The sequence below is a fragment of the Vagococcus fluvialis genome, from assembly GCF_048815235.1.
GTDB lineage: Bacteria > Bacillota > Bacilli > Lactobacillales > Vagococcaceae > Vagococcus.
In genome coordinates this window covers 1-17331 of the sequence record NZ_JBMEAO010000008.1, presented here as the reverse complement: position 1 = coordinate 17331, position 17331 = coordinate 1, and the positions used below count along the sequence as shown (strand labels likewise).

General features: G+C 31.7%; 15 protein-coding genes. 9 read left to right on the top strand and 6 right to left on the bottom strand.

What is annotated here, in order from left to right; translation table 11 throughout:
• Positions 1–25: 25 nt before the first annotated feature.
• Complete coding sequence (locus ACODH8_RS06510) at positions 26–1198, bottom strand: serine hydrolase (protein ID WP_332465344.1); 1173 nt, start codon at positions 1196–1198, stop codon at positions 26–28.
• Between the two features lie 197 nt (positions 1199–1395).
• Between ACODH8_RS06510 and ACODH8_RS06505 the strand changes: the two genes are divergently transcribed.
• On the top strand, positions 1396–2583 hold the full coding sequence (locus tag ACODH8_RS06505) for a glycoside hydrolase family 3 N-terminal domain-containing protein (protein WP_332465345.1): 1188 nt from the start codon (positions 1396–1398) through the stop codon (positions 2581–2583).
• A 47-nt stretch (positions 2584–2630) separates the two neighbouring features.
• Here ACODH8_RS06505 and ACODH8_RS06500 read toward each other — a convergent pair whose 3' ends face one another.
• The gene (locus ACODH8_RS06500; protein ID WP_332465346.1) at positions 2631–3185 is read right to left on the bottom strand and encodes a DUF5067 domain-containing protein; all 555 of its coding nucleotides are present in this window, start codon (positions 3183–3185) and stop codon (positions 2631–2633) included.
• A 202-nt stretch (positions 3186–3387) separates the two neighbouring features.
• On the opposite strand from ACODH8_RS06500, the gene ACODH8_RS06495 reads away from it, so the two are divergent.
• Both ACODH8_RS06495 and ACODH8_RS06490 read left to right on the top strand, forming a co-directional pair.
• Positions 3388–4908: a UDP-N-acetylmuramoyl-L-alanyl-D-glutamate--L-lysine ligase gene (locus ACODH8_RS06495; protein WP_332465347.1), complete on the top strand. Its 1521-nt coding sequence runs from the start codon at positions 3388–3390 to the stop codon at positions 4906–4908.
• 99 nt (positions 4909–5007) lie between these two features.
• Positions 5008–7011: a penicillin-binding transpeptidase domain-containing protein gene (locus tag ACODH8_RS06490; RefSeq protein ID WP_332465348.1), complete on the top strand. Its 2004-nt coding sequence runs from the start codon at positions 5008–5010 to the stop codon at positions 7009–7011.
• Positions 7012–7028: 17 nt separating this feature from the next.
• Here the strand turns inward: ACODH8_RS06490 and ACODH8_RS06485 are convergent, their stop codons facing one another.
• Positions 7029–8216, bottom strand: coding sequence for a DUF998 domain-containing protein (locus ACODH8_RS06485; RefSeq protein WP_332465349.1), 1188 nt, complete (start codon positions 8214–8216; stop codon positions 7029–7031).
• 72 nt (positions 8217–8288) lie between these two features.
• Positions 8289–8903, bottom strand: a complete 615-nt coding sequence (locus ACODH8_RS06480; protein ID WP_332465406.1) for a hypothetical protein — start codon at positions 8901–8903, stop codon at positions 8289–8291.
• A gap of 81 nt (positions 8904–8984) precedes the next feature.
• Between ACODH8_RS06480 and ACODH8_RS06475 the strand changes: the two genes are divergently transcribed.
• The 5 genes from ACODH8_RS06475 (at position 8985) to ACODH8_RS06455 (ending at position 14162) form a co-directional block, all read left to right on the top strand.
• On the top strand, positions 8985–9641 hold the full coding sequence (locus tag ACODH8_RS06475; protein WP_332465350.1) for a cyclic nucleotide-binding domain-containing protein: 657 nt from the start codon (positions 8985–8987) through the stop codon (positions 9639–9641).
• Positions 9642–9704: 63 nt separating this feature from the next.
• Positions 9705–12044 carry an ABC transporter ATP-binding protein/permease gene (locus ACODH8_RS06470; protein WP_332465351.1) on the top strand — a complete coding sequence of 780 codons (2340 nt, stop codon included), beginning with the start codon at positions 9705–9707 and terminating at the stop codon, positions 12042–12044.
• Between the two features lie 120 nt (positions 12045–12164).
• Positions 12165–12299 (top strand): hypothetical protein, encoded by a 135-nt coding sequence (locus tag ACODH8_RS06465; protein ID WP_332465352.1) that lies wholly within the window; start codon positions 12165–12167, stop codon positions 12297–12299.
• On the top strand, positions 12260–12667 hold the full coding sequence (locus ACODH8_RS06460; RefSeq protein WP_332465353.1) for a nucleotidyltransferase family protein: 408 nt from the start codon (positions 12260–12262) through the stop codon (positions 12665–12667). The genes ACODH8_RS06465 and ACODH8_RS06460 overlap by 40 nt, the downstream gene beginning before the upstream one ends.
• Positions 12668–12782: 115 nt before the next feature.
• The gene (locus ACODH8_RS06455) at positions 12783–14162 is read left to right on the top strand and encodes a GNAT family N-acetyltransferase (protein WP_332465354.1); all 1380 of its coding nucleotides are present in this window, start codon (positions 12783–12785) and stop codon (positions 14160–14162) included.
• Between the two features lie 38 nt (positions 14163–14200).
• Here the strand turns inward: ACODH8_RS06455 and xerS are convergent, their stop codons facing one another.
• Entirely contained in the window at positions 14201–15286 is a 1086-nt protein-coding gene (xerS, locus tag ACODH8_RS06450) for a tyrosine recombinase XerS (RefSeq protein WP_332465355.1), read from the bottom strand.
• 466 nt (positions 15287–15752) lie between these two features.
• Between xerS and ACODH8_RS06445 the strand changes: the two genes are divergently transcribed.
• Positions 15753–16490: a hypothetical protein gene (locus ACODH8_RS06445; RefSeq protein WP_332465356.1), complete on the top strand. Its 738-nt coding sequence runs from the start codon at positions 15753–15755 to the stop codon at positions 16488–16490.
• A gap of 100 nt (positions 16491–16590) precedes the next feature.
• Here the strand turns inward: ACODH8_RS06445 and ACODH8_RS06440 are convergent, their stop codons facing one another.
• Positions 16591–17193: a sugar O-acetyltransferase gene (locus ACODH8_RS06440; protein ID WP_332465357.1), complete on the bottom strand. Its 603-nt coding sequence runs from the start codon at positions 17191–17193 to the stop codon at positions 16591–16593.
• Positions 17194–17331 lie beyond the last annotated feature (138 nt).

Sequence of the window (17331 nt, the reverse complement as noted above, 5' to 3'; positions counted from 1 at the left end):
TTTTTTACATGTCCGTGTCTTTATATTACTTTAATTTAAGCATCTGTTCATCAATTAACCAAGATAAATCAGAAATTGATTTTTCACTGTAACTATCATCGTAACCAGATGTCATAATAGTTATGTAGTAAGGATTTTTTTCGTCTTTGACTAAAGCAATATCGTTACTTACAGTATACATTGGCATCCAACCTGTTTTATGCACCACATCAACTCCTGGAAGACCCACATCTACACCATCATCAAACGTACTTTGTTGCATCCACTCATAAAGTTGATTGATATTTTCACTAGAATCTTTTCTATCATACACATATTTCATTGCTTTGGTTAAAATATGAGAAGTAGAGAAAACACGATTATTTGGTGAAGTTGGATCTAATTCATGTAAGAAATTGATGAATTGTTGTTCTCCTACGTGACTTAACAACATTAAATAGGCAACATTATCACTGTAACGGATAACTAATTCGGCTAATTGCTTAATCGTATACTGAGTTCCAATTGGTTCGAATTGAATAATACCAGTTCCATCAATTTTAAAACCTGCTGTATAAGTTAACTGTGTATTTAAATCTAATTGTTTTTGATCAACTAAAGTCATCACATAAGCAATGAAAGGTAGTTTAATACTACTTGCTGTTCGTCTAACCTTATCTTCACCATAACCATAAGTGTAGTTACCATCAGTTGTCTCCACATAAACACTGATATCACCACCATGATCAGCTACAAACTGATTGATTGTAGTGTCTAAACTAGCTGTCAGCTCATTACTAGAGAGTTCTTGTGTTCTTTTAGCTTCTCGCTCAGTTATATGAATGTGACGAGGTTCTAAATATTTTTTTTCAATGAAACCTTTAGCAGGGTTACTATCAATCTCAACCCATTCTTCATTGTTTTCAACGGGTTTTACTGATACCACAGTTCCTTTAGGCAGAGCGTCTTCACTTAGTGTTCCAGACGTCATATCCAGTTGAGGAACGATTTCTTCTTTAACCACTTGCTCTTCTTCAAAAACCGTTTTTTCTTTCGTTTTGAGTTCTTCAACGGAAGAGTCTGTTACTTCTGTTACTTTTTCTCCAGTAGCAACAGAACCATTATTTTCTAAAGCACTAGCTACTTTCTTTATTGATAAAAAGGTAACAAGTACTAATACACCAACCAAACTTAACAACGTAACTAATTTCTTATTCATTTACCCACATCTTTCTATATTTTTCACAACATTTCTATTATAATATATCCTTTTAGTATTCATCAATTGACTTAAACAAATTTAAATCGCTTTCTAATAAAAAAGAGTTAAGTTCGTCATTTTTTTCTTTAATGTGTCTATTTATAATGGTATTATTCAATCATTAGTTAATTATCACAATGAAAGGAATTAAATAAATGTTTTCAACCAAAAAAGCTATACTTGCAGCTGCTGTTCTAATCGGAGCAATCGGCTTAACGATAAAATTATTAATACCAACTCAATCAGAAGGAACAAAGCAAGCTAAAACAGCTACCACAAAATCATCTGATTCAATCAAAAAAACAGAAGAGCAAGCAACACCTAAGTCAAAAGAGGAACAACTAGATAGCTTAGTTAGTCAAATGTCTTTAGATGAAAAAATAGGACAATTATTTTTAGCAAGAGTCCCTGAAACAAATCAACTAGAAGATATTAAAACTTATCACTTAGGTGGTTATTTATTATTTGCTAGAGATGTGGAAGGTGAGACAAGTGATACTTTAAAAACAAAAATCGATAGCTTCCAACAAGAAAGTGATGTCCCGATGCTAATTGCTTCAGATGAAGAAGGAGGCACAGTTACTCGAATTAGTAAAAATGATAAAATTGTAACAGAACCTTTTAAGTCCCCACAAGATCTATATAAAGCAGGTGGCATTGAAGCTGTTAAAAAGGATATTGATTACAAATCTAATGTTTTTAAAGTGTTAGGTATCCACACTGGCTTATATCCTGTTGCCGATGTTTCAACAGACCCTGAGAGTTTTATTTATGACCGAACAATTGGACTTAACACAGCAGAAACTAGTTCCTATCTAGAGGAAGTTGTTACAGAGTTAAAGAAAAATGAAATTGGCTCTACGCTAAAACATTTCCCTGGAATGGGGGACAATCTGGACTCTCATAGTGAAATTGTCACAGATAATCGTTCTCTAGATGAAATTAAAACCACTTCATTACCTCCTTTTGAAGCAGGAATTAAAGCTGGTGCTGATAGTATATTAGTCTCACACAATATTGTTAAAGCGATTGATCCTAATGTACCAGCATCTATTTCTCCTAAAGTGAATCAATTATTAAGGGATGAGTTAAAATTTAATGGGGTAGTCATGACTGATGATATGGATATGGCTGGCTTAGCTGATTTTACGACACAAGAAACAGCGGCTTTAGAAGCTCTAAAAGCTGGAAATGATTTAATCTTATCTTCAAGTTATGACAAACAAATACCTGTTATCAAGTCTGCTGTTCAATCTGGAGAGTATTCGGAAGAACAGCTAAATCAATCCGTTCTAAGAATTTTAAAATGGAAATCAGATTTAGGAATTATTACCTTAGATTAAACAGATAAATTAAAAGGCACCTCAAGAAATCAGACTTGAAGTGCCTTTTAATTATTATATAATTCTATTTCCATCCTACCAATCGGTTCTTTAGAAACATAATTTTCTTTAAACATAATGGTGACAGGTTTATTAGGATCATTTAGTAACCCCATATGAGCCACTTTAACTGTGTCCCCAGGTTTTATATTTTGTTCCATTGTATCGATTTCTTCTTTAAAAGATTCATCTAGATCATGAGTGTAACCAAGGCCACGTGTGACATCACCTAACTCTTGATAGACCTCTACATATTCGTTGAACAAGGAATTTGCAGAATGGGATTCTTTAGAGAGGTTCGTAATACTAAAAAAAGTATAAGCAATAGGTTTGTCTGTATAATTGGTACGTTCAACAGCATCAATAAAAACTATTTCAACTTTGTCATTCTTAAACATGCCTTTTTTATAGCTCGGTTTTCTTCTAGTTTTATTTCGATTGAACACATTTAGGGTATAATAATTTCCCGTTGCTTTGACATTGTAATATCCTCCAAAACTAACTACAAATAAACATAAAAAAATAAAAAAACCTTTTCTTTTATATAAAGCTTTTTTCGGCATAAATTATCTCCCTCCTTTTGTTTGTTCATTTAATATAGATTATAACAAAAAAGAGAACACTAAAACAACTTTTCTTGTCAATTTTTTATAAAAAAAGAAATCAAACCAAACTGATTCATCTGAGGATTCCTAATTTTTATGGTAGAATATAACTATTCATTGAAACGAAATGATAATGACTAAAATTAATAGGATGTTGAAAATGACAATAACATTAAAAAAAATAGAAGTATTATTAAAAAAAGAAAATTTATTAAAAGAATTCACTTACCAAAATAACTGGTATTACAACTTACCAGTTGAAGATATGACTTTAACTAAGTTATCTTATGATTCTAGAAAAGTTGATGCTGAAACGCTTTTCTTCTGTAAAGGATTAAACTTTAAGGCAAGTTACTTAGAGAATGCCATCGAAGAAGGACTTAGATTTTATGTGTCAGAAGAGCCTTATGAAGTAGATAGTTACTTAGGAATTATCGTAACAGACATTCGTAAAGCAATGGCTATCATTAGTATGCATTTTTATGATTTACCTCAAGAAAAACTAACTTTAATTGGTTTTACTGGAACCAAAGGAAAAACAACAACTGCATACTTCACAAAATATATATTAGATGTAACTACATCACATAAAACAGCTATGTTTTCTACAATGAATACGACTTTAGATGGTAAAACCTATTTTAAATCAGCTTTAACAACGCCAGAATCATTGGATTTATATCGTATGATGGCTGAATCCGTAACCAATGGGATGAGCCATTTAATTATGGAAGTGTCATCTCAAGCTTATAAGTTACAACGAGTATATGGGCTAACATTTGATATTGGTATCTTTTTAAATATCTCACCAGACCATATTAGTCCCATTGAGCATCCAACTTTTGATGATTATTATTACTGTAAACGTCAATTAATTGAGAACTCTAAACAAATGATCTTAAATGTTGATACAAAAGATTATTCATTATTAAAAGAAATGACCGAAGAAAAAGAAGTTCCGTATATTTCTTATGGAAGCAAGTCACCATTAGCTGACTACTCATGGACAAAAGAAGAAAATAACTTATTAGACTTTACGGTTATATCAGATGTAGATAAATTAAACTTAACTGGTGATTACTCAGTAAAACTGATGGGTGATTTTAATAAAGACAATGCCGTTGCTAGTATAATTACAGCAACACTAGCTGGAGCATCTCAATCTGATTGTGTTAAAGGACTTAAGGAAGCATTAGTACCTGGACGTATGGAACATTTAAAACATTCCAACGGTGCTAATATCTTTATTGATTACGCCCACAACTACTTAAGTTTAAAAAACTTACTTACATTTGCTAAAGAGTCTCATCCAAATGGCAAAATCATCACGGTCATTGGTAGTACTGGAGAAAAAGCTATTTCTAGACGCGCTGATTTTGGAAAAGTCCTAACTGAATTAACAGATGTAGCGGTCCTAACAGCTGATGATCCTGCCTCAGAAGATCCTAAGAAAATTGCTGAGGAAATTAGTTTAGCTATTACTAACGACCAAGTGGAACAATTAATTATCATTGACCGAGAAGAAGCCATTAATCAAGCACTGTTAATGGCTGGACCAAACGATTCAGTTATCCTAGCTGGAAAAGGACAGGATAAGTATCAAAAAATCAATGGAGTAGACACTCCTTATCTTGGTGATTTTGAAGTAGCTAAAAAATTTATCACTACCAATCAAATCTAATTAACAATTAAAGGGAGCCTATATCAATAGCTCTCTTTTTTGTCACAAAAAAATATCATGTGTTATAATAGTGACAATTGGAGTAGAAAGAGGTCAATGATGGAGAATAAGAGAAGAAAAAATAAGAAGAAAAATAAGAAACCTATCTATATAGCCTTAGGGATAGTCAGTGTTGGTTTTATTTCAGTAGGGTCGTTTTTTGCATTAAAACAAATGAAAGAATCAAAAAAAGAAAAAGTGGTTCAATCATTCATTTCTAACTTTGAAAAAAAAGACTTTAAAGATCTCGTAAATACATTAGACGAGGAAAGTATTAAAACGAATAAATTAACAAAAAAAGAAACAATTGAAAAATATGAAAAAATTTTTAATAGCCTTAATTTAACTAAAATTGATGGCAAAATAGATAGTATCAAGGATAACGATTTTAAACTAACCTTTAACATGGAAACTTCATTCGGAAAAATCAACGATATTTCTTATAAAGGACATTTAGTTGAAGATAAAGGAGATTACCTAATTAGTTGGGATTATTCCTTAATTTTTCCAGAGATGGGAATGGGAGATAAAGTTTATATCAACCCGTCCACACCCAAAAGAGGACAAATACTTGATAAAAACAATCAACCTTTAGCAACTGAAGGCGCATATTTACAATATGGCATTATTCCTGAAGAACTTGGTGAAGGAGAAGCCAAAGAAACGAGAATAAAAGAAATTGGTGAGAAGCTAGATATCACTAGTGACTTTATTAAACAACAATTGGAACAAAGTTGGGTAGAAGATAATCTATTTGTTCCATTAAAAACATTAGATTCTGAACAAAAAGTAACTGAGGTTGAAACCCTTAATATCCATAGTACTGAAGTTGTTAAACGATATTATCCTTTAAAGGAATCAGCAGCTCACTTAATTGGTTATACAGGCAGTGTTACGGCTGAGGAGCTTGAAAAAGATCCTAGTCTATCTGGATTTGAAGTAACTGGAAAAACTGGTTTAGAAGCACAATTAGACAAAGAATTAAGAGGTACTTTAGGGGCTCAAGTCAATATTGTAGATGAAAACGATGAAATCAAAAAAAGTATTATTGATGAAAAAGCAGAAGATGGAAAAGATGTTGTCTTAACAATAGACAGTCAAGTTCAAAAAAATGCTTTTAATGCGCTAGACAATCTACCAGGGGCAACTGTTGTAACGGAACCAAAAACAGGTAAATTAACAGCTGTCGTTAGTTCTCCTTCATTTGATCCTAATCAGTTTATTTTAGGCATGTCACAAAAAGATTATGACAAGTATTCAAATGATCCACTCAATCCCTTTTTAGCTCGTTTTGCTGTTGGATATGCACCAGGATCTACATTTAAAACGATAACGGCTGCTATTGGTATTGATGAAGGGATTACTAAACCAGATAAAACTCATGATATTTCAGGGTTAAAATGGCAAAAGGATAGCTCTTGGGGCGATTATTTTGTTACAAGAGTTTCTGATGTTCCTACTGTAAATATGGAGGATGCTCTTGTTTATTCAGATAACATTTATTTTTCAATGGAAGCTTTAGAGATGGGCGATAAAAACTATCTAAAAGGTCTTGAAAAATTCCCATTTGGTGAAAAGATGAATGTTCATATTCCAATGACACCAGCTCAAATTAGTAATGATGGAATTAAATCTGATATTTTACTAGCTGATACTTCTTACGGGCAAGGTCAATTATTAATTAATCCTATTCAACAAGCTGTTATGTATTCTGTTTTCGCTAATGACGGAAAACTTACAATGCCAACTATTACTCAAAATAGTGACGCAAGTGAAGCTAAAGAAGTGATTTCTAGTAATGCTGCCAGCTTAGTAACTAATGCCTTAATTCAGACTGTAGAGAGTCCAAATGGTACGGCTCATCCTTTAAATTCAGATAAAAAAATTGCCGCAAAAACAGGTACCGCTGAAATTAAAGAAAAACAAGATACTAAAGGCAAAGAAAATAGCTTTATTTTAGCTTATGATCCTACAGAAGGACGTTACTTAGTTATCAGTATGATAGAAGGTGCTGATGGGACATCTGCTGTGGAGCAAAACAAAGACTTTATCAATAGTTTATAAAAAAAGACACGTCAGAATTAATCTTCTGACATGTCTTTTTTTAGTGGTTCAATTTTAATTTCATAAATAGCATTTGTTAGATGAGCTAATTGTTGAACATGCTGTAGTAATAATAATATCCAACTGAATGCTAAGCCAAATGCTAATAATTCAAATACAGTTAAAGATAAGTAGCCAACATTTTGAAATAAAAAGTTACAAGCAATTAAAACGGCTGCAATTCCATAAGAAATAGTTAAAAATTCTTTTGTTACTTTTGGTAAAATCCATCTAATACTAACTATCAATATAACAATTAAGTAAACTAGCATCTCAGCAGATTTTGTATGTAACTCATGTAATTGACCTGTCCCATTATTAGGGAAAAAGCCAACGCCACCAAGAGCGATAGCAACAAGTGTTAATAAAACACGTAACATATTAACTTTAAAGCCTGAATAGTCATTTTTCTTTAGATTAACGAAAAGATAATCGATTAAAGTTACCATCAGAAAGGCGGATAGCATTAGCGTTAAATTAAATTGCCAACTACTAACAGCTTCATTGGTTCCTAAAAAACTAAAATTGTATTGCCACCAGTTACTTTGACTATTGGTTAGCATGGCGAATAAGACCCCGCCAATAATAACGATTATTAAAATTGAGACAATCATTGATGAATCAAAACTCAAGGCTGCATAAATCATGGCATAGTTAATCATAGCAGTAAAAATAAAGAAAATAGCAGTAGCAGTATAAATATCAAAACTTGCTCCTTGAAAAACAGTGCCAATCATCCAAAAGAAAGATAGTAAGCCTAGCATTAATATAACAATAAATGAAATAATAATCGTAGGAATGTTACGCCATGGAATATCATTTAGATGGGTATGGTCTGGATTCTTTTTTTCTTTAATAAAAAAAGTGATGAAAGAAAAACTCCCACTTAATAAGCCAAATAATGCAACCGCTGTAGCAATAGAAAAATCTCCCGTCATATCAATTTGCTTATCACCAAAATAATAAAATATAGGAAAAAACGCTAAACTACATAGTAATGCAGGCAATAAGAACCATCTTAACGAGACGTTCTGAGACTCGAAAGGTTTTCTTTTTTTCTCAATAATAAGCCGTTGATTCTCTTTCCTCATCAAAATAGTTTGTTCTTCAGATATCAAGATGTCATCCTCAAGCTCTGTTGGAATAGTGACTTTAAACTCTGACATAAATTACAACTCCTTTTAAAAAGTATACATCTAATATTCTCATATAAGATTGTCAGAGACAAGATGACTTAGTTACTTTTTCCAATTAAATTCTTTTGACCACGAAATCACACCTGACAATAAAAATAAACTTAATATAGTCCCTTCACGTACAACGATAGGTAAAGAAAAATAAAGAGATATAAATAATGAAAAAGCAACACATATAATGTCTACTGCGTATCGATACGTTGAAAAAGAATAGTTCGTTTTACTATCTAAAAGTTGGCAAAGAGATTCGATTGGAAATGTTAGTAAATTTATCCTAACCACTTGACCAGTCCCGAAACCTGCTAATGTGACACCTAAAAGAAAGACTACTAATTTCATGAGATAATTTGTTAATTGGATATGAGCAAATAAATAGTAATAAACAACATTGATAACCACCCCAAAACTAATTGTCGCAAAAAACATTAAAGCATATTTACTTAGTTTTCTATTTTTATCTAAAACAATACAACCAATCATAAAAAGTAAATTAATAATTGAAGTAATCGTTCCAACTTGAATAGAGGTTAAGTTAGAAAGAGAGACATTAAGTGAGTTAAAACTACTCACTCCAATGGCAGCTTTAATTGTTAAAGAGATGCCGATAGCGCTAATAACATAATACATAAGAGATGTGACTAATTTTTTCATTTCAATCATCCTTTCATTTCATAACCTATCGTACACCTACACAAAAAATGTTAGTATGAGATATAGCCTATTTTCAGGAGGGAAATAATGAAAAAAACAAATTATTTAATAGCTAATCATTCTTTGTCACACCCTATTCCAGGTGTTGATTCAACTATTCTAAATCAATCATCCATTTTCAGTTTTAAAAATCGTGAATTCATTACAAAAGAAATGACTGATTTAGCCTATTTATTCATTATTCTCGATGGTAGAGCAAAAGTAGTAACCACTCAAGAAAATGGTAAACGACTGATCTTACAGTTTTTAAAACCTGATGATTTAATTGGCGAATTAACGATTATTGATGTTGAGGAACATATTAAAGACGTCATTGCAATGGGAGAGGTAACTTGTTTAGGAATTCCACTAACTTTAGTCAAAGAGCAATTGCTGACGAACAATGAATTTTTATTATTTTTGTCCCAACATATTGGCAATAAATTACTTATTAGGATGGCACATATAAAAGAACAACAAACTCAAGAATTGAAAATAAGATTAGCGAAACTCTTATTGGAGGTCTCTGTTGACGGCATTTACCATGAAAAACATACTGAAATAGCAGAATATTTAGGTGTAAGCTATCGACATTTTATGCATACCTTTAAATTTTTCAAAGAACAACAACTTATCGAAAAAACAGTTTTAGGCTATGCCATTAAAGAAGAAGCGTTAAAAGAATTTCTAATAAACGAGAGTTAATGTTGAGTTAATATTCGTTTGCTAAGATACAGCTATCAAATCAAATGAAAAGAGATGATACTGATGTTAGAACTAAAAGAGATAAAAAAATATTATCATGTTGGAGATACCGTTACTAAGGCGCTAGACGGAGTATCCGTTTCCTTTAGAAGACAAGAATTTGTAGCTATTCTAGGAGCTAGCGGTTCTGGTAAAACAACTATGTTAAATGTCACAGGTGGGTTAGATAACTACGACTCCGGAGATATGATTATTGATGGAAAATCTACAAAAACCTTTAAAGATAGTGATTGGGACGCTTATCGTAATAACTCAATCGGATTCGTTTTTCAAAGTTACAACTTAATTAGTCATTTGGGCATCATTGAAAATGTCGAACTTGGGATGACCTTAAGTGGTGTTGATAAAAAAATAAAACGTGAGAATGCAACAAAAGCGCTAGAACGAGTTGGCTTAGCAGAACATATGCATAAAAAGCCAAACCAACTATCTGGTGGTCAAATGCAACGTGTAGCCATAGCTAGAGCCTTAGCTAATGATCCTGATATCTTATTGTGTGATGAACCTACAGGAGCGTTGGATACTGAAACCAGTGTTCAAATCATGAACTTAATAAAAGAGCTATCAAAAGAGAAGTTAGTCATAATGGTGACACACAACCCAGAATTAGCTTATGACTATGCAGACCGCATTATTGAATTCTCTGATGGTAAAATAAAAAAAGATTCTAATCCTCATATTGAAAGTAAAAAGAAAGATCAATTCCAATTAAAAAGAACCAAAATGAGTTTTTTAACAGCTTTAAATCTGTCGTTTAATAATTTAAGAACTAAAAAAGGTAGAACCTTCCTAACAGCATTTGCTTCAAGTATCGGGATTATTAGTATTGGGATTGTTTTAGCCTTATCTGCTGGTTTCCAAAAACAAATAGATCAAACCCAAGCTGAAACGATTTCTAAGTTTCCTATTACCATCTCTAAAGTAACTACTGATCAAACAGCTAATCCTCAACACTCATTAGGAAGTGAAAAAGGCTCTTTCTCTAAGGGAAAAACGGTAACAGCTAAAACTAGTGAAGAAGATAAAATGCAACATATCAATAAAATTGATCAAAATTATGTAGATTACTTGAAGAAAATGGATACAGAATTAGAGACAAGTCTTGGGTATACAAGAGCAGTCAATATGAACCTATTAAGACAAGTTGATGGCAAAGTAGAACCCGTTAGTTTTTCAAATGCTGCTGATTCTAACAATCCATCCATGTCAGCTGCTATGTCTAGTATGACTGGTATCGGTGTTTCATCATTCCCAACGAGCAGCTCATCAAATGAAAATGATTTTTTAAAAGAAAACTATACGGTTCTTTCGGGAGATTACCCTAAAGAAGCAACAGACATTGTCTTAATTGTCGATAGAAATAATAGCACGAATATTAATGCTTTAAAAAACTTAGGCATGACTGTTAAAGAAGATGATACATTCGCTTTTAACGATATAGTAGGAACTGAAATAAAATTAGTTCATAATAATGATTTCTATCAAAAACTACCAACAGGAAACTTTATTCCTAATATGGATTATGAGTCATTGTTCAGTAACACAAATAATGACACTTTAAAAGTCAGTGGTATTTTACGTGTTAAATCTTCTTCTACAATGAACTTATTAGCACCAGGTTTTGCTTACAGCAATGAATTAACATCAAAAATAGTAGCTGATAATGAAAATTCAGATATTGTAAAAGCTCAAAAAGACAGTGATGTGAATGTTATGAGTAATGAACCACTAGATAAATCAGGTAAAGAAAATTTCATTACCTATTTAGGTGGTAGCAGTATTCCAACAAGTATCATGATTTACCCAAGTAATTACAGTGATAAAGATGATGTTCTTGCTTATCTAGATAAGTACAACAAAGGAAAAGATAAAGAGGATAAAATTCTTTATTCTGACTTAGCTGGTACAATGACTGATTTAACAGGTGGTTTAATGGACGCTGTGACTTATGTTTTAATCGCATTTGCTGGTATCTCTTTAGTAACGAGTATGATTATGATTGGTATTATTACCTATACTTCAGTTCTTGAGAGAACCAAAGAAATTGGTGTTTTAAAAGCTCTTGGAGCTCGTAAGAAAGATATTACACGTGTCTTTGATGCTGAAACGTGCATTTTAGGTATTGCTTCAGGCGCTTTGGGAGTAGGGATAGCATATCTAGCAACGATTCCTATCAATAGCTTACTTTATAATTTAACTGATTTAAAAAACGTTGCTGAATTAAATCCAGTTCACGCAGTCACATTAGTTATTGTTTCAACGGTTTTAACGATGATTGGCGGACACATTCCTGCTAAAATAGCAGCTAAAAAAGACGCAGCAATCGCTCTTAGAGCCGATTAATATAGAAAGACATGATTTGTTTAGATCATGTCTTTTTTTTCGAAATTTTTGATGTCACCTTTAGATTTTTTTGAATCTGACCTATAATAAAATAATAATCAGAATAAAGGAGACAAGATAATGGAGGATGATATCAAAGAGCTTCTTTCTAGTAATAAAGAAATAATGACATTATTAACTATTATCAAAAATCTTAACCTAAAGGACAGTTGGTTATGTGCTGGAACTGTAGGAATTTTGTATGGGATTCTATAACAGGGAGGGATAATCTTCTAAGTACTAATATTGATGTTGTTTTTTATGATAAGTCAATAAGTTACGAAGAAACCCTTTTAATAGAGAATAAATTAAAAAAAGATTTTCCTTCTTATGACTGGGAGTTAAAAAATCAAGTGTATATGCACATCCATAATCCTGGAGCATCTGAGTACATAAGCAGCTATGATGCGATTTCTAAATTTCCTGAAACATGTACATCAATAGGAGTGAGCGTAGTGGGAGAGAAGATAGTCTTAATCTGCCCTCACGGGATTGATGAGTTAATTAATTTTCAAGTAAAACCCACACCTTTCTTAAAGAAAACCCAGAACGATTGGCTGTTTACAGGCAGCGGGTTAAATTAAAAAAATGGGAAGAGAGATGGAAGAAAATAACTATTTGTTGATAATTAATATACTATCGATAAACATGAATTAACATAAAAATATTATGTTAACCATTAAAAGGAGTGACTTTATTGTGGAAAAAGATGAACTGTTTTTACGTCATAATATCCCGAATTACTATGAATGGGACAGCGTTGATTTTATGGACCTAGGTTGGTCGTCTGATAAAAAATACCGAGTCACAAAAAATAATCAAGCATTTTTAATTCGTTTATTCCCTATAGAGCTTTTAAATAAGAAACGCAAAGAATTTGAGTTTATCAAAAAGTGTAATGAGTTAATTGATTGCTCTAAGGCTATAACTTGTTCAACTGCTTCTAATAAATCAACACAGGCATATATGATGCTAAGCTATATCGAGGGAGAATCACTTGATATAGTACTTAATTCCTATACTAATCAAGAACAATATCAATTAGGAATTGAAGCAGGTAGAATACTAAAAATAATTCATAGTATTGATTTAGAACCCACTGATAATACAGAGTTATTGTCTAATTTAGAAGCAAAAAAAAGAGAGCAATTAGATCGTTTTATCAAGGCTAATTACACCTTACCTCATCAAGAAAAGGTTATTTCATTTGTTAGTAAACATTTAAATAAAATAAGAGAACAAGAAGTCGTTTATCAGCATGGTGATTTTCATCCTGGTAATATGATAATAGATGATAACCAAGAGTTATATATTATTGATTTTAATCGGTGTGATATTGGAGATCCATATGAGGAATTTCTAAAAATCGCTCTTTTCACTGTAGAATCTTCAACATTCTTTTCATTAGGGCAAATCGATGGTTACTTCAATCATCATATACCAGATAGTTTTTGGGAACTGCTAAAGATATACTCACTACACAGTAGCTTATTTTCAATTGTCTGGGCTGAAGGCATTGGACAAAAAGAAGTAGACGGAATGATCGAACGTTATCATCGTATTTATTCTGACTATAATGAGTTAAAAAATCTTGTTCCTAAATGGGTTGAAGAGGCTCGTACTATGTTAAACATCAGAATAATACCATTTAATTTAGAGATGCTAGATGACGTTTTAAGCATGATGACTAATACGATTCAGCAAGTTAATTCCAAAGATTACAATCAAGAGCAAATAGCTACCTGGTCAGCGATTGACTCTAATAAGTTTAAAGACTCCATTCTTAACTTTTCATTTGTAGCAGTAGATAGTAATCAAAAAATCTGTGGATTTATTAATGCTGATGAGGAAGGTTATATCGATCATTTATTTGTTCATGAAAGATATCAAAATTTAGGAATAGCAAGTTTATTATTCAAGACTGTTGAGAACAAATCAAAGAGCCTTTCATTCTCGACATATGCATCCATAACAGCTGAACCTTTTTTTAAATCAAAAGGGTTTAAGAATGTCAGAAAAAATATAGCTACGCTAAACGGTATTGAATTTATAAACTATTTTATGGAAAAATCTGTATAAAAAAGCTCACGTATTTTTAAAAATACGTGAGCTTTTTGTCATTCCTCTGTCCACAAATCGTTCATGGCGTCTCGTTGCTCTTTATCTACAATATGTGTATAGATTGAAGTAGCACTAGTTCCTGTTTGTCCTAGTTGATGAGAGACTGTCAATAAACTATTTGTTTTCTTATATAACTGTGTCCCCACTGTATGTCTCAGTTTATGAGGTGTTATTCTCACTTTGAATGAAGCTGAATACTTAGCGACCATTTTCTCAACGGTTGAGGGTTCAATTCTTTTCGCTTTTCCTTTATAAGTTGTTAGAAATAACGCTCTTTCCTGAATATTAGGAGAGTACAGGTTTTCTCTAGCTTCTTCATAATCAATGATGTAGTCAATAAATAACGAAGATATAAGAGCTATGTCTTTGAATCCGCCTTTTCTAATAACTGTCGCTTCCAAGTTAATGGTATCTAAATCACTTACCTGCATATTAACTAATTCAGACAATCTAATGCCGGTTCCTAAGAAAAGAGCGATAATAGCTAAATCTCTTGTTTTATTTCGTCTGAAAGCAGCTATTCCTTGATGGCTAGATAAAGTTGATTCATAATCCTGATCAATGTAATAAAGAAAAAGAATGGCTTCATCGTCAAGTAATAGTTTTTTTTCAATACTTCTAGATCGTTCCTGTAAAGTTGTGCTTGTTTTGACATTTTCAATCTTTAACATGACATTAGTTGACAGGTAAGGTTCATTGTTTTTATTTTCAGTTTGACTACTCAAATACTTGAATAGGGACCGTAGAGCTGTTATAGAACGCTGAACTGTGACAAATGAACGTGAGCGATTGTCTTTTACAGTTCCCATCTTCGGAGCACTCATCAGAAAAGACTTGTATAGTTCTAAATCCTCTTTTTTTAGTTGATTCAACTGAGAAAGAGAAATATTTTTTATTGAAGTCTCTTGATAAATACTTTCATTTAATAACCATTCAAAGAAGCGCCGAAATTCTTTACTATATTCATACAACGTGACTGTAGAGTAGGGGACAATACTTTTTGAATGGAGATACTCATTCACATACCAAGGTAAAAGCGATTGTTCTTTTTCTAAACGTTTATTTATTTTTTCATTAGACATTTTATTTCTCCTTAGCGAAATAAGAACATACGTTCTTAATGTAGTATAAGTTATTTATCTTCGCTTGTCAAAAACTAAAAGAAGTAAGAAATCTATTAGAAAAATGACAACTTTCACAGTTATTAATTTCACAGACATTTTATCCCTTGTTTTTTTATTAATGGTTATTTTAATGAAAGGTCTATACAACATACTTTTCCGCACAATAATGTTTTTTGTGATGTTTTTTTACATATAGATAAGTAAAAAGAAGTAATTCTATCTATCGTAAATCTATTGTAAATTTTCAGTAAACAAGATAATATCATCTGTGGCCGAATCGTATTAACATGTTATTGTAAATAAGGGAGAAATTGTTATTAAAAAGACAAAATATACTGTGGGAGTATTAACACTAATAATAGCAGGAACAATAGGTTTACAAACATTTGCAAACAGCCGTCTTTTCTGGGGAGGAGAAGATAATATGGCTAAAATCGAACGCAATCTAGATACTCTAAGTAATGCTGTAACAGATAAAAATACAGAAATCATTAGAATACAAAATGAATTATCAAAAGCTCAAGAAGAAGCTATTGATAATAATAGATTTGCTACGGAATATTTAAATAAAATTTCTGAGCTTGAAACTAAGCTAAACAATAAAATTACTGAATTAAATGCTAAACAGTCAGAGTTAAATGCAAAGCAAAATGAAGTTTACGCCAAGAATAATGAGATAGCTCAAAAAAATAATGAACTGACACAAAAAGACCAACAAATAGAACAAAAAATTCGTGAAAATAATGAAAACAATAAAAATCATGAAAATAGATACAATCAACTGAATGATCAAAAAAATAGAGAACTACAACAAAAAGATCGTATTATTCAAGATAAAGATGTGACTATCTCTAATAAAGACGCTAAAATACAGCAATTAACTAATGAAAAATTATCGATTGAAAATGAATTAAGAGCTGCAAGAGAAGAGATAAATAGACTAAATACCTCAACGAATGATTTACAAGCTCAAATTAATCGATTGAGTGGGGAACTAACACAAAAACAAGCAGATTACGACCAACTACAAGTAGATTATAATCTTGCTCAGTCTGAATTAGCTGGTAAAGAAGATACAGAAGCAAAATTAAGACAAGCAAATGAAGATGCTAAACGTGTAGCTGATAAATCTGATCAATTAGTACAACAACTAAATAAATAAAAAAGACTATAATAGTCTTTTTTTTTATTATCTACCTTTCCGGAAAGAGGTTACTTTCAAGAAAGGTAGATTTATTATTCAGTTAATTGAAAGAAGAAGATTAGTGCATTAAATAATTATCCAAGTAGTCAGTTTTATCATTTTCGGTTATGTTTCTAATAACTCGACACGGCACACCAGCTGCAACAACATTAGCAGGAATGTCAGTAGTTACAACTGAACCAATAACAGTATTATCACCAATTGTAACACCTTGATTAACAGTGACGTTAGCACCAAACCAGACATTATTACCAATTACTACAGGTTTCGCATAACAAGCGCCTTGAGCACGTTCTACAGGATCAATAGCATGATTTGATGTATAAATACCTGTCCGTGGGCCAAATAAGACGTTATTACCAATTGTAATTGAAGCTCCATCAAGCATAATACAATCAAAATTAGCGTAAAAATTCTCTCCTAAAGTTATATTACAGCCAAACTCACATCTGAAATTAGGTTCAAAATGTGCATTTTCAGCCATTTGACCAACGATTGTTCTTAAAATATCGGCTCGTTCAGATGGGTTTTGACCAAAACTAGCGTTATATTTATTGGTTTTTAAAACAGTTTGTTCACGAAATTTAATTAATTCAGCTGTTAAATCATCATACATTAATCCAGTAGCCATATGTTTAAATTGTTCTTCAAGAGTTGCCATAAAAATACCTCGATAGCGTAAAATATTTTGTGTAAATAGAAATTTTAGGTAGATAAAAAGAAAGTCCATTCTGTAAAATTAAAGTTACCACAACCGAAATTTTATAGGAGGACTTTCTCATGACTAATTTTACTACAG